General features: G+C 26.7%; 17 protein-coding genes. 1 reads left to right on the forward strand and 16 read right to left on the reverse strand.

What is annotated here, in order from left to right:
- Positions 1 to 23: 23 nt before the first annotated feature.
- Complete coding sequence (locus tag AZI32_RS04305) at positions 24 to 1,397, reverse strand: MATE family efflux transporter (RefSeq protein WP_061994669.1); 1,374 nt, start codon at positions 1,395 to 1,397, stop codon at positions 24 to 26.
- Between the two features lie 769 nt (positions 1,398 to 2,166).
- Positions 2,167 to 3,054: a LysR family transcriptional regulator gene (locus tag AZI32_RS04310; RefSeq protein ID WP_061994670.1), complete on the reverse strand. Its 888-nt coding sequence runs from the start codon at positions 3,052 to 3,054 to the stop codon at positions 2,167 to 2,169.
- Between the two features lie 125 nt (positions 3,055 to 3,179).
- Between AZI32_RS04310 and AZI32_RS04315 the strand changes: the two genes are divergently transcribed.
- On the forward strand, positions 3,180 to 4,370 hold the full coding sequence (locus AZI32_RS04315) for a coenzyme F420-0:L-glutamate ligase (RefSeq protein ID WP_061994671.1): 1,191 nt from the start codon (positions 3,180 to 3,182) through the stop codon (positions 4,368 to 4,370).
- 25 nt (positions 4,371 to 4,395) lie between these two features.
- Here AZI32_RS04315 and AZI32_RS04320 read toward each other — a convergent pair whose 3' ends face one another.
- The 14 genes from AZI32_RS04320 to AZI32_RS04375 all read right to left on the reverse strand — a co-directional run bounded on the left by AZI32_RS04320 (position 4,396) and on the right by AZI32_RS04375 (position 19,958).
- Entirely contained in the window at positions 4,396 to 7,158 is a 2,763-nt protein-coding gene (locus AZI32_RS04320) for a FixH family protein (protein ID WP_061994672.1), read from the reverse strand.
- 39 nt (positions 7,159 to 7,197) lie between these two features.
- Positions 7,198 to 9,012: a BatA and WFA domain-containing protein gene (locus tag AZI32_RS04325; RefSeq protein WP_061994673.1), complete on the reverse strand. Its 1,815-nt coding sequence runs from the start codon at positions 9,010 to 9,012 to the stop codon at positions 7,198 to 7,200.
- A complete protein-coding gene (locus tag AZI32_RS04330; protein ID WP_061994674.1) occupies positions 9,009 to 9,878 on the reverse strand; it encodes a DUF58 domain-containing protein in 870 nt (289 codons plus the stop codon). Before AZI32_RS04330 ends, AZI32_RS04325 begins: the two co-directional genes overlap by 4 nt.
- Positions 9,879 to 9,894: 16 nt before the next feature.
- Positions 9,895 to 10,893 carry a MoxR family ATPase gene (locus AZI32_RS04335; RefSeq protein ID WP_206406625.1) on the reverse strand — a complete coding sequence of 333 codons (999 nt, stop codon included), beginning with the start codon at positions 10,891 to 10,893 and terminating at the stop codon, positions 9,895 to 9,897.
- Positions 10,894 to 10,930: 37 nt separating this feature from the next.
- Positions 10,931 to 11,053 (reverse strand): hypothetical protein, encoded by a 123-nt coding sequence (locus AZI32_RS19015; RefSeq protein ID WP_268869837.1) that lies wholly within the window; start codon positions 11,051 to 11,053, stop codon positions 10,931 to 10,933.
- 212 nt (positions 11,054 to 11,265) lie between these two features.
- Complete coding sequence (locus AZI32_RS19020) at positions 11,266 to 11,400, reverse strand: hypothetical protein (protein WP_275934972.1); 135 nt, start codon at positions 11,398 to 11,400, stop codon at positions 11,266 to 11,268.
- On the reverse strand, positions 11,387 to 12,457 hold the full coding sequence (locus AZI32_RS04340) for a hypothetical protein (protein ID WP_061994675.1): 1,071 nt from the start codon (positions 12,455 to 12,457) through the stop codon (positions 11,387 to 11,389). Before AZI32_RS04340 ends, AZI32_RS19020 begins: the two co-directional genes overlap by 14 nt.
- Positions 12,458 to 12,744: 287 nt before the next feature.
- Positions 12,745 to 13,356: a VanZ family protein gene (locus AZI32_RS04345; RefSeq protein ID WP_061994676.1), complete on the reverse strand. Its 612-nt coding sequence runs from the start codon at positions 13,354 to 13,356 to the stop codon at positions 12,745 to 12,747.
- A gap of 108 nt (positions 13,357 to 13,464) precedes the next feature.
- Positions 13,465 to 14,352 (reverse strand): ABC transporter permease subunit, encoded by an 888-nt coding sequence (locus tag AZI32_RS04350; protein WP_061994677.1) that lies wholly within the window; start codon positions 14,350 to 14,352, stop codon positions 13,465 to 13,467.
- Positions 14,342 to 15,277, reverse strand: coding sequence for an ABC transporter ATP-binding protein (locus AZI32_RS04355; RefSeq protein ID WP_061994678.1), 936 nt, complete (start codon positions 15,275 to 15,277; stop codon positions 14,342 to 14,344). Before AZI32_RS04355 ends, AZI32_RS04350 begins: the two co-directional genes overlap by 11 nt.
- Positions 15,277 to 17,664 (reverse strand): hypothetical protein, encoded by a 2,388-nt coding sequence (locus tag AZI32_RS04360; RefSeq protein ID WP_061994679.1) that lies wholly within the window; start codon positions 17,662 to 17,664, stop codon positions 15,277 to 15,279. The genes AZI32_RS04355 and AZI32_RS04360 overlap by 1 nt, the downstream gene beginning before the upstream one ends.
- A gap of 139 nt (positions 17,665 to 17,803) precedes the next feature.
- Positions 17,804 to 18,160 carry a GntR family transcriptional regulator gene (locus AZI32_RS04365; protein WP_061994680.1) on the reverse strand — a complete coding sequence of 119 codons (357 nt, stop codon included), beginning with the start codon at positions 18,158 to 18,160 and terminating at the stop codon, positions 17,804 to 17,806.
- Between the two features lie 114 nt (positions 18,161 to 18,274).
- Positions 18,275 to 18,754 (reverse strand): 23S rRNA (pseudouridine(1915)-N(3))-methyltransferase RlmH, encoded by a 480-nt coding sequence (gene rlmH, locus AZI32_RS04370; protein ID WP_061994681.1) that lies wholly within the window; start codon positions 18,752 to 18,754, stop codon positions 18,275 to 18,277.
- Between the two features lie 16 nt (positions 18,755 to 18,770).
- Positions 18,771 to 19,958 (reverse strand): hypothetical protein, encoded by a 1,188-nt coding sequence (locus AZI32_RS04375; protein ID WP_061994682.1) that lies wholly within the window; start codon positions 19,956 to 19,958, stop codon positions 18,771 to 18,773.
- Positions 19,959 to 19,972 lie beyond the last annotated feature (14 nt).

The following is a 19,972-nucleotide window of genomic DNA, read 5'->3' on the forward strand; positions in this document are numbered from 1 at the left end:
TTTAGTAGCAGCTTTCCTATATTTTAAGCTTTAACATTAATATCTTTAACCATATTATGAATCCATTTTCCTGATTTAAATCTTTTCATCATTATCACAACTTTAATAGCTTCCTCTACAAAAGTTAAAAGTACAACTAAATATACTGGTAAACAAATTATAAAAGCTCCTATATAAGCAAGTGGTATACCAATACACCATAGAGTTATCACCTGAACTAATGAACCAAAAGTAGAATCTCCACCACCTCTTAAAACACCTACTATCATTACAGCATTATACACTTTAACTATAAGTACTGCTGCATAAATATATAATATATATAAAGAGTCTAACTTTACAGTTTCTGAAACATTAAATATAGATAATATCCACTTTGAAGATAATGCTAATACTAATGATAAAATTATAGAAACCATTATAGCTAATTTAGAAATTCTTTGTGCATATATTTTGCCTACTTCTTCTCTGTTTGCACCTATTTCATTTCCAACTATAACTACTGCTGCATTAGCTAGTCCGAATGTAACTATCATAAATAAATTCATTACTGTTGAACATATTTGTATAGAAGCTGCTGCCCCTGTGCCTATCCTTCCGTATATAGCTACATATGTTACACTTCCAAGACCCCAACATGCTTCATTAAGAACTATTGGTATAGTAACTTTGTATAATCCATTTAATACATACTTTTCTATGTTTATGAATTCTTTTATTTTTGCATTTAGAATCTTATTTTTTGAATAAACAACTATAAGGATTATCAAGCATTCTACGATTCTTGCAGTAACTGTAGCTAACGCTGCTCCTTTTACTCCCATAGCTGGTAATCCTAATTTACCAAATATTAAAATATAATTTAATACCCCATTAGTTACAAGTCCTATAAAACTTGCTATCATTGGAAGAACAGTGTTTCCTATACTTCTTAAAGCAGCAGCATAACTAAATGTTATAGCTGTAAATAAATAACTTACAATAACAATAACTAAATATTTACTTCCTGTTTCTATAACCCTAGGGTCGGTATTAAATATACCCATTATTTGTTTTGAGAATAATAATCCAATTGTACTAAATAAAACTGCAGCTATAAGTCCAGATATAAGTCCAATTCCTAAAGTCTTTTTTATATTTTTTACATCCCTCTTTCCCCATAATTGAGCTATAAATACACCAGAACCTGAACTTATACCAAATACTATTAAACTAAAAAGAAAATAGTATTGATTGGCAATTCCTACTGAAGCTAATTCAATTTCTCCAACAACACCTATCATCATAGTATCAAGCATATTTAATGATGATGCTATTAAATTTTGTAAAACTATAGGTAACGTTATAATAAAAAGTCTTTTATAAAACTCTTTATCTTCTTTAAACCTTTTTAACATGCGTATTAAACCCCTCCCCTTAATTAAAACTTTTAAATCGATTATAGATATATGGTTTCAAATTTTTATATGTAAGTAAGATTTAAAGTTTAATTCCTTATATTTAATCTTATAAGTCTATATATCTATATTCCTTATCATCTTTATTTAATAGCATAAAAAAAACATCTACTTTTGAGTTTTTTTACAAAAGTGGATGTTTCAAACACTTCTTATTATTTTAAATACATAAAACTATAGGGAAACAAGCTCAAATTCAAATTTATTCAATAACTTTAAAATATTTTTATACAAAATGTAGTGTTGAATTCTAAGCGATTCAGAGCATGTCTCACTATTTTGGGTATCCAAGTTTTGGAATGGATAATTTTAAGAGTCAACTTGGAACCCTATATACCTAAAATTAATAACTTATTTACTATTAAATTTTCACCACTAGGTATGATATATTATTTTTTTGAAATTGTCAACAATTCACTTTTGAATAAATTTTCTTACAGTTCTATTTTATTGGCAATAGCTTAGGTCTATTGAGTATTTATATTTTTACTACATTTTATGTAAAAATATAAATAAAACCTAACGCAATCAAAGCTGTTCCTAAAAAAGCACGTTTAGTATTATTAGGAACATAGTAATTAATAATCACCACAACTATTACTTTTTAACTAAAATAATATGTTAGTTATTGATAAAATATTAATTTGAGTTTTCTTATTTGATAAATAAGTTTAAAATTTAATTTGGAACCCTATACCTATAATCAAATTTATTTTTCTTTACATAGTAGTTCTACAAATTTTTTTGATGCAGGGGATAATGACACGCTTTTTAAAAAACCAAAACCTATATTGCGTTTTGGTATTTGCTCAACAGTTTTAATTTCATACAAAATTTTATTTTCAAGATAGTTAGAAGAAAATTCTTTTACTACACAAGCAATTCCTAAATTAATTTTTGCAAACTCTAATAATAAATCATGTGATCCAAGTTCAATCTCAGCACTAATTTGAACCCCCTTAGAACTTATAAACTTTTCCACATATCTTCTAGAATTTGATTTAGGCTCAAGTAATATAAGTGGTAATTTAACAATATCTTCAAAATTTAATGGTGATGAAGTTAAATTTTTAAATTTTTCTCCACAAACAAAGATGTCATGTACTTCCATACATTCAATTATTTCTATTGATGAATCTTCTATAGGTAAATTACAGATAGCAATGTCTATATTCCCAGACTTTACTAACGAACATAATTCTAACGTAGTTCTGTTTATAATTTTTAATTTTACATTTGGATATCGGCTATGGAATTCTTCAAGATATGGTAGTAAAAAATATTTCGATGTAGTATCTCCAACACCTATTTTTAAGTCCCCTATCATAAGATTTTTTGAATCTAATAGTTTTTTTTCACCAGCATCAATCAAATTTATAGCTGATATTGCATGTTCATATAATATTTTACCTTCATTGGTAAGAATGACACCCTTAGGAGTTCTTGTAAAAAGTCTTGTATCTAACTCTCTTTCCAACTGCATTATAGATTGACTTACAGCTGGCTGAGTCATATACAATTCCTTAGCTGCTTTTGAAAAACTTTTATTTTTTCCTACCTGACAAAACACCTTATATAAATCTAATTTAGTTATCATATAAGCCTCCCTTATACCCACTATATATACTATTTATTTTACTTATACCATAAAAATATTGTATATTACAAGTATAAAGAATAAATTCAATTCAAAAATTTTTTTGAAATTAAGGAGAGGTTAAAGTGGAAAGAGTAGTTGGAACTGTTGTTAGAGGTCTTCGTTGCCCAATTATAAATCAAGGAGATTGTATAGAAGATATCGTTGTTGATAGCGTATTAAAAGCTTCAGAAATAGAAGGATTTAAAATAAATGATAAAGATGTTGTTACTGTAACTGAATCTGTAGTTGCTCGTGCACAAGGAAACTATGCGACAATAGATCAAATCGCAAAAGATGTAAATTCAAAATTTGGTGATGATACAGTTGGAGTAATTTTCCCTATATTAAGCCGTAATCGTTTTGCTATATGTCTTCGTGGTATAGCTAAAGGTGCTAAAAAAATTATTTTAATGTTAAGCTATCCATCTGACGAAGTAGGAAACCACCTTGTTGATATAGATATGCTTGATGAAAAAGGCATAAACCCTTGGAGTGACGTATTAACTGAAAAACAATTCCGTAATTGCTTTGGAGAGGTTAAACACACATTTACTGGAGTTGATTATGTTCAGTACTATAAATCTTTAGTTGAAGAGTATGGCGTTGAATGTGAAGTTATTTTCTCAAACAATCCAAAAACTATCCTAAATTATACAAAGAGTGTTCTTACTTGTGATATACATTCAAGATTTAGAACTAAAAAAATATTAAAAGCTAATGGCGGAGAAAAAATTTATAGCCTTGATAATATATTATCATCATCTGTTGATGGTGGCGGATTTAATGAAAATTATGGTCTTTTAGGATCAAATAAATCTACTGAAAACACAGTTAAGTTATTCCCACGTGACTGTCAACCTGTTGTAGATACTATACAAGCTAAAATCAAAGAGAAAACTGGAAAAACTATTGAAGTTATGGTTTATGGTGATGGTGCTTTCAAAGATCCTGTAGGTAAGATTTGGGAACTAGCTGACCCTGTAGTATCTCCTGCATACACAGCTGGACTTGAAGGAACGCCTAATGAAGTAAAATTAAAATATCTTGCTGATAATAATTTTGCTGATTTAAGAGGAGAAGAACTTAAAAAAGCTATATCTGAATATATTAAAAATAAAGAGGATAATCTTGTAGGTTCTATGGTATCTCAAGGAACTACACCTAGAAGACTTACAGACCTTATAGGATCACTTTCTGATTTAACTTCTGGAAGTGGAGATAAAGGAACTCCTATAGTTTATATACAAGGTTATTTTGATAATTATACAAAATAAAAAAACAGGAATGCATTTTGCATTCCTATTTTTTTATATTTTTTATTAAGGATTTTGTATCTAATACTTTTTCCTCTTTATTTAGTTTTTTCTCATTTTTCATCTTATTTTTTTTCATACTTTCTTGTGATTTTATAGAACTTACATCTGTTTCAGATTTCTTTATAATTGGTGCAATATTATGTGATGTTTTTTTACTCTTTATTTTCATGTGAAACTTAGGCATATACTTTTCAACATAAGTATGCAAGTCCAATCTCCTATAAGCTATATCTAAGATAAAAATAAACAATGCCACTATTATAAAAAATTCATCCAATTCTCTTTTAGATTTCTTTGTTATATTTTTATTTTCCTTATAAACATCTTTAATATCTGTAATTATAGTTCCATTTACTTCTTCAACTAATTGATCAGTTATATCTAAATTCTTATCCAAAGAAAATTCTGGTGAATAAGAATTAGCATATCCTCCCTTAGCTGTAGAAACAACTTTTCCATCCTCTTCTTCTGTGACTTGTATCATATAGTTACCAGTTTCTTTTACATCAATTACGCCAGTATATTCTTTAGATGATTTAGGTGTTAGTAAAATTTCTTTTTTCTCATTTGATGGAGTTATAATAGTTGCCTTAACTTTAGATTTTTCTACATTCGATTCATTTTCCTTTTTAAAGGAAATATTCAGACTTGTACCAACTTTATTTACTTCTATAAAATTTCCACCTTCTGAGAAATTATCCGTTACAAATCCTAATATATTACTCCAAAGATTTTGAAAGTTTTTCCACCCTACATAGTTTTTAGACCATTGACCTGTTACATCAGAGTTCCACGCAACAGTTTTACCAAGTCCATATTGCCAAGTTGTAAGTATTGGATCATCTTCATCTGATTTTAAACAAACATTTGAAGTTGATTTTGCTGACGCTCCAATATATCCATATAAACTTGGTAGTCCACCTTCTGAAACTCCACTTAATACAGAGCCATTAGAATTTATTATCGGAGTAAACTCTCTATTATTCAAATAATATTTTTGAGCTAGAAAAGTTTCTTTTGCAAAAATTTCTGGTATATCCGTTCCTTGACTTACCTCATAATATCTTCCATTACAACCTTTAGCTATTTCTTGAAGAAGGCCCCTATCTGCACCACCTCCAACTGCTACTGTTGAAATAGTTATATTATCTTTTTTACACTTTTCTATTAATTCATTATAACCTGTTTTCTCTGCTTCACCATCAGTTAATAATATAATATGTCTAACCTTTGCATCACTGCTTTTTATATTCTCATATCCCTTAGTTAAACCTGGAATAATACTCGTTCCTCCACCTAGTGTAATAGATGATATATCACTAATTATCTTTTCTTCATCAGTTATTACTTGTTTTTCTACAACTTCTGAATAAGCATCATCAAAGGTTATTACATTTATTTCATCTTTGTTATTTCTTAAAGATTTTAAGCTTCTCATAGCCCCTTCTTTTGCTAAATCCAAGTTGCTTACACCACCAACAGTATCTGACATACTTCCTGACCTATCTATTACTAATGATAAACTCATTTTAGGAATTTCTTTTTTTCCTTTCAATTCCATATTAACTGGAAGAACTTTTTCTAATGGTGTCTCCATATAGCCGCCAAGCGCATATGAATTATCTCCACCAAGTGCTATATATCCACCACCAAAATCTTTAACATAACTTTCAATAGAATCTACAAAGCCTTTAGACATATTGTCTACTGAAACATTGCAAGTTACTACAGCTTTAAATTCTGTCAGCTTATCTATAGTCTCTGGTGCTACTGATGCATCCATTTTCTTATAAGGTATTTGAAGAGAGTTCAAAATATTTATAAACTCATCACTTTCACCACTTCTGTCTTCTAGTACCAATATATTAGGCTTTCCAATAACTTCTGTATAGGCACTAGCTTCATTATTTCTAACTTCACCATCATCATCACATTCTATACTTGCTCTATAATTTTTGAATCCAGAACTTTCTGCCTTATCCTTAAAAACAAAATTATTATCTCCCTTGTTTACATTAACTTCTTGCTTTCCTACCACAGTATTTCCGCTATATAAAGTTATTGTTCCCTTTGTATTAACATTACTTTTTATTTTTAAATCTACGTCAAAATTTTGCCCTATACTTACTTTTTGTGAAACGGTAATTTTATCTATACTTGTATCATTTATCTCTTTTTTGTTTGCTTTATAAACTTTTAAATCTATCCCCTTTTCTTTTAAAGTAGGAATTAAATTTAATGCTTTTCCATCATTTTCTGACCCATCTGAAAGTAGAACAATTCTCTTTTTTGTATTATTGGGAAATAATGATATAGCATAATTAATAGCACTTTCTATATTTGTATATTCTTTGTTTAATTCTGAAGAAACCTTTGAAAACTTGCCGTCTCTTGAAATGAAAGTTTCCACTTTAGGCTTTTCACCAAAAGATACTACCCCTATTTTATCCTTCGATGGTTTAATCTCAATTGCTTTTGTTACAAACTCATTAAATTCCTTTTCACTACCATATACCGATTGTGAACTATCTATTAAAAATATAGTTGATGTATTTTTAGAAGTTAAATATAAACTAGTTCCTGTAAGTGCTAAAACAATACATACAATAGCTATACTTCTTGCCGCTATTATAATTATTTTCCTGTTTTTATCAATATATTCAAGGGTTTTATATCCATAATAAATAACGAAAGGAACAATAAGTAACAGTATTAAATATATTTTATTTTCAAAATCAAAATTCATTCTTTCACACCTTTCTATATAGTTACTAAAATTAAGCTTTTAATTTTTATTATTAGAATTTATTTTGATATACCCTATCCACTCTAAGATAATAAAAATTAATGAAGCAATTAATAATGGTGTCATCAAACTAATACCACTTATTGAATTTTCCTTATCTATAATATTAATATCTTTCTTATCTTTATTTTCTTTTAATACACTTTCTTCACGTGGAAAATTTACGGAAAATAAACTTTCTATTTCTTTATCCTTAGATTTTTGAATAACCTTGTATATACCTGGATTTACAGTTTTATTATAGATTACTTCTGCACTCTCATTTGAAAAATTTTCTTCCTTATTGTTGCTATCTATAATTTTAATATTATCTACATTGTTTAGTATTGAAACTTTAACAGATTCACCACAAGTTATGTCTTTATTTTCTAACATATTATTTCCTGATAAATAATTTATTATATTGTTCATTAATATAGGAAAATTATGTGTTAATGGCATATCACTATCATGAATATTAAACCCCATCATAACAACCTTGCGATTATTTAAAGTTCCTAAAACTCCTGCCACTTTATTATTTATTTCTATAAAACTTTGAAGGTTTCCACTTAATTTTATAGGTGAAAAAGTTGCTAACTGAAAGCGTTCTCCTTCTATATAATCTGTAATAGAAGATTTATTAAATGTAGCACTTCCCCCTTCTATTTGAGGTTCTAAACCTATAAAATTATTTTCATCTTTTAAATTAGTTATTAATATATTTCCATCAGTAGGTAAACTCTCTGGTAACATACCATCATAAATGTATATATCATATCCAGATTTTATTTCTTCTGGATTATTAGTTTTGAAAAGTTCAATATCATTTCTTATTGACATAGCTTTTTCGAAAAATATATTTTTTTCACTTATCATCAAAACTTTCTTTTTATTAGTTTGATTTACTATGTTATAAAAATAATTATCTTCTTTTAAACCGTCGTCTATATCTATTTCTGCTCTTAGTACTGATACACCCTTAGAAATTTTATCAAATTGAACATTATAATTTTCTGTACCTTTTATATTTACCTCTTTAATCTGAAGTAATTTATCATCTCCATATAATGCAATTTCTACATTTTTATTATCTTTTGATGTATTAGTAATTGTTGCAATAGCATCTACTCCTTCATCATCTGATGTTGTTGATAAATTTTGTAGTATTAAATTATCTAAAACCCCATTTAAACTAATTACATCCCCTTTTACTCCTTCAATTTCAATAACATCATCAGTAAAATAATAATAATAAGCTAATTTTTTTCCATTATTTGCTATAGATTTAATTAAAGAAATAACCTCCTCATTAGACGAAGTTGAGTTACTTTTTTCTATTGCCTTTATTAAATTTTTTACTTTTTTCTTATCCTTTGATGAAGATAATAATATTTCACTGTTTGGTGATGTAGTTATAAGGGTAACTTCTGCTTTATTTGGAAGAGAATCTACTAATTTTTCTGCTTCTAGCTTACTTTCTTCAAGTTTCGTAGAGTTCTTTGTTTTATAATTCATACTTCCACTATTATCAATAACTATAATATTTTTGCTGTATCCACTTAATTTGCTATATATAAAAGGATTCACAAGGGAAAGTATTAATGCCAATATTGTTAAAAGTTGAAGAAAAAATAATATATTCGTCCTTAATTTTTCCCAAGGTGTACTTGCCTGTAAATTATCTATAGCTTCATGCCAAAGCATATTGCTTGGAATAATAATCTCTTCATTTTTTCGTTTTAAAATATACATAGCTATAAAAGGAATTAGAAGGGTTAAAAACCATAAATTTATTGGGGACAATAACCTCATAGAACACCCTCCTTTGCAAGTTTTTCAAATATTACTTCTTCTAAAGAGCTATCACTAGATATCTGGATAAATGTACCACCATATTTCTTACTTACATCCATCAAGTTTTTTGTAAAGCTTTTTAGTGCTTTTTTATAGTTTTCTATAATTTTTGATGTAACTGTAACTTTAATTTTTTCATTACTTTCACTATCAACTAAGGTAACTTCTCCATTTACCTTAGGCTTTAATTCGTCTTCACTTAAAACATTTATAAGTAGTATTTCTTCATGATTATATTTTAAAAATCTAACACTTTCTTCTATACTTTCTTTATTCAGAAAATCTGAAATTATAATTGTAAGCCCTCTTTTATTAAATTTAAATTTTTTCAAACTTTCTTTTATATTTATAGAACCTTTAAACTCATATTTTTCCATAAAACCTGTCATTCTTTGAAAAGATGATATTGTTGAAAATCTTTCACTTTTCAAACCATCGTCCGTCATTAGATTTATATTTACTTTATCCTGATTGTTTAAAGCCAAGTATGCTAAAGCTGCTGAAATTTGCAAAGTTAATTTTTTCTTTTTTATATCACCAGAAGCCATTGAATTACTACAATCTATAAATATATTTATCATTGCTTCTTTTTCCTCAACAAACAACTTTACAAATAGCTTTTCAAATCTTCCATAGGCATTCCAATCAACTCGTCTTATATCATCTCCAACGTTATACTCTCTAAAATCTGAAAACTCAACAGATGTGCCCTTTGCTTTTGAACGTCTAACCCCTGAATCACCACTATTGGCTAAAGAAGCAATCTTAATAGACATATTTTCAAGTTTACTAAAAAACTCCTTATCAAATACTTTATCTACCATAAATAACTCCTTATCATTACACTGTTTCTAACTGACTTTTAAGTATTTTTTCTAATATATCTTCACTTTTTATTCCATCTGCCATAGCATCAAAATTCAAGAAAAATCTATGTCTTAATGCTGGATATGCAACATACTCTATATCCTCAAAAGCTACATTAAAACGTCCTTCCATTATAGCTCTTATTTTAGATGTAGTAATAAGAGCTTGTGCTGCCCTTGGACTTGCACCAAATCTTATATATTTTTTCGTTATCTCTGGTGCATTTTCATATTCTGGATGAGTTGCTAAAACAACTTTTAAAGCATACTCTTCTACAGAAGCTGACATTGGAACTTCTTTTAAAATCCTTCTTATCTTTAAGATTTCCTCACCTGTGATAACATTTGTAAGATTTATTTTATTATTTTTTACAGTTACATTCATAATTTCTTTTAATTCTTCAAGATTAGGAAATGGTACCATCAATTTAAATAGAAATCTATCTAATTGCGCTTCTGGAAGTGGGTATGTACCATCCATTTCAATTGGATTTTGTGTTGCAAGAACCATAAAAGGTTCTTGTAGGGTATATGTGTTAGTTCCAACAGTAACAGTGTGTTCTTGCATAGCTTCTAATAATGCAGATTGTGTTTTTGGTGTTGCTCTATTTATTTCATCTGCTAAAACTAAACTTGAAAATATAGGACCTTTTTGAAAAGAAAATGAACTATTCCCTTCTTTATCTTTCATAATAATATTAGTTCCAACTACATCTGCTGGCATTAAGTCAGGTGTAAACTGAATTCTTGAAAAAGGTAAATCCATAACCTTAGATAATGTTTTTACTAACTGAGTTTTTCCAAGCCCTGGAGACCCTTCTAAAAGAACATTACCTCCTGCTAAAATTGCTATAATAACCTGTCTTACAACATCCTTTTGACCTATTATAGCCTTTGAAATTTCTCCTTCTATAACATTTATTTTATCTATAATATCTTTAACTTTTTCCATATCATATAAATTATTATCCATCTTAATCATCTCCATCTATTATTTATACAAAATAAATTTATTCTTCTATTTTAGAAAAATACTCTTTTATTATATTTTTCATTGATTCTGGTATTTTATTATTTTCTATACTTTCCATTGCAGCATCTTTGTAACTTCCTAATGCTTTGTTATAATCCACATAATTTCCAGCAGAGGTGTTAGCTTTATTGGAATTTTGAGTTGTACTTTCACCATTTTCACTAACTTTTCCTTGTAGATTTTCATTTTTTCCTTTTCCATCTACTCTTTCACCAACAAAAACCTTATCCCAGTCAGTCTTCTCATCATTACTTTTTTTATTATTTCCTATGCCTCCATTAGAAGGTAGTTGACTTCCTTTAGTTGTATCTTTTACTGTTGTTCCGCTTCCAGCACCACTACCATTACCATTTCCGCTACCATTGCCATTTCCGCTACCATTTCCACTTGATGACGATTTACTTGCAGTTCCACTGCTACCTGATCCAGCAGTTCATGTACCACCACTACTATTGCATCCTTTAGCTACCTTGCCTTTTACAGATTCTATAGCATCGTCATTCATTTCTTCACTTAATTCACTGTTTAAGTCATTTAATGAAGATTCTAAATTCTCATCATTTCCCTCCATATTATTCATAACATTTTTTAATGCTTTACTTAGCTCTTCATTATCAGTATTTTCCATAGCTTCTTTTAACGACTCTGCTAATTTATTTTTTTCATCGTCTTTCATATTTTTAATTTTATTTTTCAAGTTTTTAAGTTCTTCTTCTGTTTTCTTTTTATCCTTATTTTTTAAAGCTTCTGCTAACTTTTCTGTGTTCTTATTTTTTTCTAAATTTTTAACAATATTGTTTAAATTTTTGTTTTTTACATTATCTAATTTCACGCTAGTTTTTTCTAGAGCCTTTGCTATTTCTTTTTCGCTTTTACTTTTTTTAATTTCCTTTTTAAGCTCTTTTAATTGATTTTCAATTTGAAATTTTTTTATCTCACTTACTTCTTTATCGCTTTTTAATTCTTTTTCTATTTTTTCTACTTTTTTAACTTCATTTTTTTGCTCTGTATTTAATGCTTTTAATTTAGATGCCTCTTCCTTTAAAGGATTTGGTATAAATATTGCTAAAAAAAAGGCCAAAAAAGTAATGCTGAAGATTTTGATATACTTTTTATTGGGCTTTATTTTTAGTTTCTTTATATCAAAATTTTTAAGTTGTAATTTTACATCTTCAAATAATAATTCATAATATGGACTATTATTATCTTCCATTTCTAAAAGAGTAGTAACTCTATTTTTTAAATTAATATAATCTACAACTTTTCCTGTTTCTTTATATGTAGGAAACTTAACCACACTATATATAATTGAAACTAATGATGTACATCCTATTAATATTAATGATTTTTTTATGTAATCATAAGTTGGAATAAAAAATGATATTCCTTTTAAAGCAATAACCATAAGGAATCCAACTATAAGCCCTATTAATAGGTTGTTTATTAGTTTTTTAATAAAAATTCGTATCTTACATTTAAATAGAGTATTTTTTATTTCTTTCACAACATCACCCTTTCTAATTTGATTAATTATAGAATTCTAAACATATTAGTAAAGCTACGACACTTTACTCCATGAAATTTCTTTCTTTTAATTTTTCATCATTACTTTTAACACTATAATTTTAGAGTTTTTAGGTTTAACTTTAAACCTATGAGGTTTTAAGATAAATCTCATAATTTATCTTAGAATCTCATAGGTTATAATCTGTTGAACCTTAATTTAACATAAATAATAATGAAAAACTTTGTTGGCGTGTATTCAGCTTATAAAATATTATAATTATACTTTTAATATAAGAATGAGCTTACAATTGCAATCACAATATACAGATAAGGTTCCAACTTAATAATTATGGCGTCATTAGAAACCGTTTGAATCACAGTTTTATTATTAAGTCCATGGAAAACCTTACTCATAATATTAAAAACAACCCACCCACAAATAGTTCCTATCGTATTCATTATTAAATCATTAATATCAGTTATACGATATAAAACAAACATTTGACTAATCTCAATAATAAGTGAAAATAATATTCCTTGATATAATGTTGGCAATAATTTTCTATACTTTCTCCATAAGGTTGGCAATAAAAATCCAAAAGGCATAAAAAATATTATATTAAGTATAGATGAAATCTCAAGTCCATCTTTAAAAGGTACTAAATTTATTTCAGGATTAAATATAGGTTTATTAAGCCTTGAAATTCTTTGCCATTCACTTAAAGAAGGAAATCCTACTTCTATTAACGCAATTATAAGATATACTATAAACATGTATCCAAAAAAGTAATGTTGCCATCTTATTTTATTTTCAAAGTTCTTATTGCTTTTGTTTAAAAAAATATTCAAAATTGTTATCATGAATATTGATATTATGAACCCTAATAACTCCCTCATATCTTCTCCTTTTTACTAGTATTAACTATACAATTGAAATTTTTTCTTTTAAAATACTACTTTTAAAAATTAATTTTTATTGTCCAACATATCATACAGGTTACATTTTTAATTCTTTTTATTTTTTAAATTAAATAAATGCTGTTTCTTTCTTGTTGGATCTATTTTTCTTGCTGCTAATAGTATTATTAGTATTGTTGCTATTATCATAAAAATTATTGTTATCATATATGATGTTATTCCAAGAAAATTAATTTCTAGAGTTTTTCCAAAAATTTCTGTAAGGGATATTCCAAGTTGTGAAAATATTAATGTCATAAATCCTACTGCTGGACTTATAAGCAAGTACCAATAAAATTGCTTAGCAGGATCAAATTGTATTCCATTATTATATTTATAAACTTGTAACATAGCGCACATTATTACTGGTCCTACATATATTAAAAATATTGTTATATATGAAAATACCGTTGCTACTATAGTTTTCTTAAAACGTGTAGAATAATAAATTCCAATTGCTCCAACAAAAGTAGCTGCTACTATGTTGATTATTAATATGCCAAATATGCCTAAAGTATTTATTCCTATATAAGATAACAAAAATACAAATATAGGTGTTGATGAAATTATAAGTAAAATTATTTTACTTAGTGACGCTCCAAGTTTTCCTGTAATTATAGATAAAAAGCTCATGTCGGTTGTAAGAAGTATATCCAATGTTTGCTTTTCTCTTTCAGAAGATATAGCACCTGATGCAATAGTTGGTGATATTATTGATATTAATGCAAATTGTACTATCATTAAAAATATAAAAGTACCAATAGCATCATTTTTTGTTATCATCCCTCTATAACTTGATTGAATATATAATCCTCCACACAATGTTAACATTAATACAGCTAAGTAACATATTACAAGCAAACTTCCTCTAACATTACGCATAGATGTTCTTAATTCTTTTTTTAATACTGGATTCATTTTTACATTATTTCTCATTATCATCACCTCCAATTACCTTCATAAATACTTCTTCTAAATTTCCGTCTATAGTATTAAAACTAACAACTTTTATATTTTCCTTTATTAATCCTTCTAAAATATTACACATAACCTCTTCACTACCTGAAAAAGATGCTGTTGCTACATTGCTTCCTATTTTTTTTATTTCTCCAATTTCTACATACTCTTTTAGTAACTTTATTGCACTTTCTACATCTTTTAAAACCTTTAATCTTATAAATTTTGTTTTATATGCTTTATCCATAACTTCTTCAACAGTACCACTTGTAACAGCTTTTCCATTTTGTATTATTACTAAATTAGTGCAAAGTTCTGCAAGCTCTGGAAGTATATGAGAACTTATTATTATTGTCTTTCCCATCTCTTTTAAAGTTCTAAGAATATTTTTCATTTCTATTCTTGCTTTAGGATCCATACCAGATGCTGGCTCATCTAAGATTAATAAGCTAGGGTTATGAACAAGACATCTAGCAAGACATAACCTTTGTTTCATTCCTCTAGATAAATCATCTACATATGCATCTTTTTTATGAGATAAATTAACTAGTTCTAATAAATCATTAATTAGTTCATCTTTTTCTTTTCCTTCTATTCCATATATTGATGCATAAAACTCTAAGTATTCATCCACTTTCAAATCATCATAGACACCAAAGAAATCTGGCATATATCCAATCTTTCTTTTTACTTCTCTTCTATTTTTTATAGCATCAACACCATCTATAAAAACTTCTCCATTCTCACAATCTAAAAGTCCACTGACAATTTTCATAGTAGTTGTTTTACCTGCTCCATTTGGACCAACAAATCCAAATATTTCACCTTTTTTTACATGTAAATTCAAATTATCTACTGCTTTGAAAGAACCATAATTTTTAACTAAATTCTTTATTACTAACATTATTTTGTCACCCCTTTACCACTTATTTGAGGTATTGTAGCACTTCCTTGTTCTGCTGTTTTTATTATAATTTTTATTTGTCCATTTTCATTTAAGTAATTGTTTATCTCATCTTTATTTATAGATTGCTTTGCATTGCCTTTTCCAATATCATAATATGTCTTAGTTTGTTTATTATAAATTTTATACTCAGCATTCATACCTTCAAAATTAATATCTAAGCTATTATAGATAAAACTATTTCCTAACTCATATAAAACTTCTACTTCTGAATTATCATAAATACTATTTGAATATGAATCATAATTAAAATTTCCCTCAAGTGGATTAACTGAATAACTTATAAATTCTTTTGGAATATTAATTTCAACATTAGATTCAACATTTATTTTTGTATTTAAATTAGTAACCAACATATTTTTTCCATATTGCTTTGATTCTTTGTTATTTATTTTTATAGGTTCTAATTTAAAATTATTTATAAGCCCACCTAAAATATAATTTTCTTTATTTTTTTCATAATAGTTTTGTAAAACCATTGTGTATATTTCAGCCTTTTGATTTTCACTTATTTGTTCTTTTTTTGATAATTTATTAAATGAACCTTGATTTATCTTAAAAAAGTTATTTATAACTTCCCACGGTCCATTTTTTAAGTTTCCAACTATAGATGATGTTATTAAACTAAATTCTTTTTCACTTTTTGGTTCTATAGTATCTAGCTTTATAACACTACCCTCCTTAACCACTACAAATGCATCTTCTATTTTATAATCTGTATTATTTTTTATTTTCCCCATTATATCTTTGTCTTTTAAAAATAATTCTAAGGACATGTCTCCAGAGCTTGTCCTTATGGCATTTCCTTTTATCTTATTACTATCAATTACATTTACACTATTCAATGTAAAACTATTATCATCTAAATTTATAGTTGATTTTATTTTATTTGGTACTGACTTTTCTTGGTCATAATTACTACTTTGATCCATAGAAATTCTTTGCAAATCATAGTTTGATTCTATCTTGTTATTACCTTTACTCAAATTATTAAATTGTATATAACTTTCTAATGTCTCACTATCTTTTGTAAGATTTATTATATTTAATGATGTTACATATTTATCATTAACCCCACATACTTTTATATATCCTATTATTACTATAGAAAATATAACAGCTAACACTGGTACCGCATACCACATTTTCTCTTTTTTATCTTTTCTCTTTAAAATAAAATAAGCTGATGGAAAAATAAATATTATATATATTGTGAATATTGAAAATAACATTTTCACACTTATTTTATTCGTTTCTGAAAAAGTAGATAATACGCTTTCAACATTCCAAAATAAATTATTATTATCATTTTCATTTAAAATATTATCTGTACCATATACTTTAATATTTTCTGTTATAAAATCACTAATTTTATTAGAATTTACAACTGCTGAATTTGTTAAGTCAAAAGTTGTTATAAGTATTGTTCCTCCTTGTTTTTTACTTTTAAGAAGAATACCCTTACCACTTTCTTCTAGTACAGTTTCACTATTATCCACAGTTAAATTAGCAATATTTACTTCTGTTCCATTTTCATCAAGTTTTGTACTTTTTATAACAGATGTTCCATCTACACTGCCCTTAATAAAATCATCTTTAAATATGCTAAGAGTTTTTTTATAATTCTCTCCTGTGCCTATTATTAAATTCCCACCTTTTTCTACCCACTTCTTTAAAGCATCATACTGATTCTCTGATAGCTTAGATGTATCAAAGTTACTTATTATTATTGTATTAAACGATGTTAATCCATTATATATTTGTGGAAAATCTTTTTCTGTAAAATTAACTACAACACTTTGAGCACTGTCACTAATAGCAATATTCTTAGTGTATGCCATATTAACATTATCTTCTGATAAAACGCCTATATAAGGAGTTCCTGAAAAACTTCCTCCAAGTGCTTTAAAATTTTTTTCAGCAACAACTTTATTATCTTTATAAACTTTAACTAAATTATCAACGTAATTATCAAGTTTTATATCCATAGTTATAATCTTTTCGCTTCCTGATTCCATACTTATTGATTTTGTGTATGCATCATATCCACCATAGCTATTACTACTCATAAAACCTATGGTCTTAGTTGGAATTAAAATTTTAATATCACCATTAAAATCTTTCCCATTGTTTTTTACTTTAATAGTGACTGGACATTCATAACCTATCTTAAATGTTTTATCATATCCATAGTCAATACTTTCTATAATCACATCATTATTAGCTTTTTTCTCCTCTGCTGCAAAGATGTTCATTGGAACAAAAATACTTACCATAAAAATCAATGTAGTCAGAAAAACACTTAACTTTTTTTCAAAATACTTCATCTTTTTCCCCCTTAAATTTAAAATTAATTGACAATCTAAAATGGACAATGGACACTTATAAAAACTTCTATTAAAACACAAATTACTTTTTGAAATTGAATTGTTGTTTCATTCTAAAATATCCACTATCCATTAATATTTAATATCTTTCTTCAATTATTTTTATAACTTCTTCTTTAGAAACATTTATTGCCTTCATGCTTTCTATAAAGTCAACTAAAGCATTATCTATTAATTCCCTCTTCATACCATTTATAATTTTCTCATCTGCAGTTATACTGCTTGGAAAATTTCTCACTGTATTTATAACTCTCATACTCTCCATCTCCTTATATGCCCTTTGTACTGTATTAGGATTTACCTTTAACATTTCTGCAAGTTCTCTTCTAGATGGAATTGTATCCCCAGGCATTAGATCTCCTTTAACTATAGATTGTTTTACGTGTCTGATAATTTGGAGATATATAGGTTCTTTATCATTAACCACAAAATTCATTCAACCATCTCCTTACTTGGTGCTCAAACTGATTTATTATATGATTTTCTGTATTATCATTAAGTAAGGCTTCCACTTAATTCTATACAAACTTATATTCCTTAGCTATATTAACTATTTATGATATGGCTCATTATTATTTATTCTATATGCTCTATAAATTTGTTCTAAAAGCATTACCCTAAAAAGTTGATGTGGAAATGTCATCTTAGAAAAACATAATTTATAATCAGCCCTTTTTATTACACTTTCACTAATTCCCAAAGAACCACCAATAACAAAAACTATATTACTATTCCCTCTTACCCCTAAATCTTTTATATATGAGGCTAATTTTTCTGAAGAAATCATCTCTCCTTTTAAATCTAATGCTATAACATAACTATTATCTTTTATATGCTTTAAAATATTTTGTCCTTCTTTTTCTTTTATGGCCAATTCTTCTTTTTTTGAAGCATTATCTGGAGTTTTTTCATCTGGTAGCTCTATAATATCTAATTTACAATATCTACTCAGTCTTTTACTATATTCATCTATAGCGAGCTTTAAATATTTCTCCTTTAACTTACCTACTGAAACTACTGTTAAATTCATTTTTTCTCCTTTGTTACTACTTATTTTTAATTAAATGATAATCTTCTCTCCATTGTGACTCTAATATATTACTATTCATTTTTCCTAAAAAAACGTCTTTATTAGTTGACATATCTATAACTTTTACGTATTTTTCTTTAGAGGGATTTCCACTTTCTAAATCTATATTATTATATAAAATTATCATATTGTTACCATCTACCATAAAATCAGATATAGATATTAAATTATCGCCATTATTTATTTTAACTTCTTTGTTCTCTTTAAATTTATTTTCATTTAAATCAAAGATAATAAACTTAGATTCATTAATATTTTCTATATCATTATTTATGTCTATAATCATAAATAAGTTTTCATCTTCTAAACAAACATTTCCATTTATTCTCAAATTGTAATCTTTATTTTCAAAAATTCCATAATCTATAGAATTAAATTCTAAAGTATTTATATCAATAGCACCCATAGTTAAATTAACAGTTTTATTATATTCAAGATTTCTATCTACCAATGGAATATATATTTTTTCATCCCTTTGAAAAATCCCAAAACTCTCCAAAATTCTCTTATCTTTTATTGCAATATTTTTAGATTCAACTACTGACTTATCATTTACATCTATTACTGCTAAACTTATAGATGTTTTATGATCCTTTTCTTGTAAATCAGTATGTTCAAATATTAAGTATACTTTCTCCTTATAAATGGTTGAATATATTAAATCAATATTTCCAGTACAATTTAATTCTGCATTGAATTTTTTTATAGAATTTGTGTCCTTATCTTTACAAGATATATTTAATGTATTTTTATAAGAAGACATATTAAATCTTTGTTCCTCTTTATTACCAATAACTACTTTAAATTTTTCATTTTCGCTAACAATCGAATTTCTCAATTCTATACTATCTCTAAATAAACTTTTATCTTGTAAAACCTCTTCTCCAACATCTCTATAATAATCATACTTTACTTTTTCTTTACTAACTTTCCCACTATTATCTAATATAAATTTGTTTGCATGAAACCTATCTGCTTGAGTTAGTGTCTTTATCTTTACATTACCTAACTCTGAAAATTTTCCGTTTATTTTTTCTATATTTATCACTTTGTTTTCAAAATTATTTATATTAATAGCAAACATATAAATTAAAGTTATGATGAAAGATATAGTAAGCACTGTTATATTAAACTTTTTTTTCATTTTTATCCTCCTTA

Source organism: Clostridium sp. ATCC 25772 (genome assembly GCF_001573875.1).
GTDB classification, from domain to species: domain Bacteria; phylum Bacillota; class Clostridia; order Clostridiales; family Clostridiaceae; genus Clostridium_J; species Clostridium_J senegalense.

Bases quoted from the DNA above. Each gene is read 5' to 3' on its own strand.
- AZI32_RS04305 (WP_061994669.1), bottom strand. From the start codon at position 1,397: ATGTTAAAAAGGTTTAAAGAAGATAAAGAGTTTTATAAAAGACTTTTT.
- AZI32_RS04310 (WP_061994670.1), bottom strand. From the start codon at position 3,054: ATGATAACTAAATTAGATTTATATAAGGTGTTTTGTCAGGTAGGAAAA.
- AZI32_RS04320 (WP_061994672.1), bottom strand. From the start codon at position 7,158: ATGAATTTTGATTTTGAAAATAAAATATATTTAATACTGTTACTTATT.
- AZI32_RS04325 (WP_061994673.1), bottom strand. From the start codon at position 9,012: ATGAGGTTATTGTCCCCAATAAATTTATGGTTTTTAACCCTTCTAATT.
- AZI32_RS04330 (WP_061994674.1), bottom strand. From the start codon at position 9,878: ATGGTAGATAAAGTATTTGATAAGGAGTTTTTTAGTAAACTTGAAAAT.
- AZI32_RS04335 (WP_206406625.1), bottom strand. From the start codon at position 10,893: ATGGATAATAATTTATATGATATGGAAAAAGTTAAAGATATTATAGAT.
- AZI32_RS04345 (WP_061994676.1), bottom strand. From the start codon at position 13,356: ATGAGGGAGTTATTAGGGTTCATAATATCAATATTCATGATAACAATT.
- AZI32_RS04350 (WP_061994677.1), bottom strand. From the start codon at position 14,352: ATGAGAAATAATGTAAAAATGAATCCAGTATTAAAAAAAGAATTAAGA.
- AZI32_RS04355 (WP_061994678.1), bottom strand. From the start codon at position 15,277: ATGTTAGTAATAAAGAATTTAGTTAAAAATTATGGTTCTTTCAAAGCA.
- AZI32_RS04360 (WP_061994679.1), bottom strand. From the start codon at position 17,664: ATGAAGTATTTTGAAAAAAAGTTAAGTGTTTTTCTGACTACATTGATT.
- AZI32_RS04365 (WP_061994680.1), bottom strand. From the start codon at position 18,160: ATGAATTTTGTGGTTAATGATAAAGAACCTATATATCTCCAAATTATC.
- rlmH (WP_061994681.1), bottom strand. From the start codon at position 18,754: ATGAATTTAACAGTAGTTTCAGTAGGTAAGTTAAAGGAGAAATATTTA.
- AZI32_RS04375 (WP_061994682.1), bottom strand. From the start codon at position 19,958: ATGAAAAAAAAGTTTAATATAACAGTGCTTACTATATCTTTCATCATA.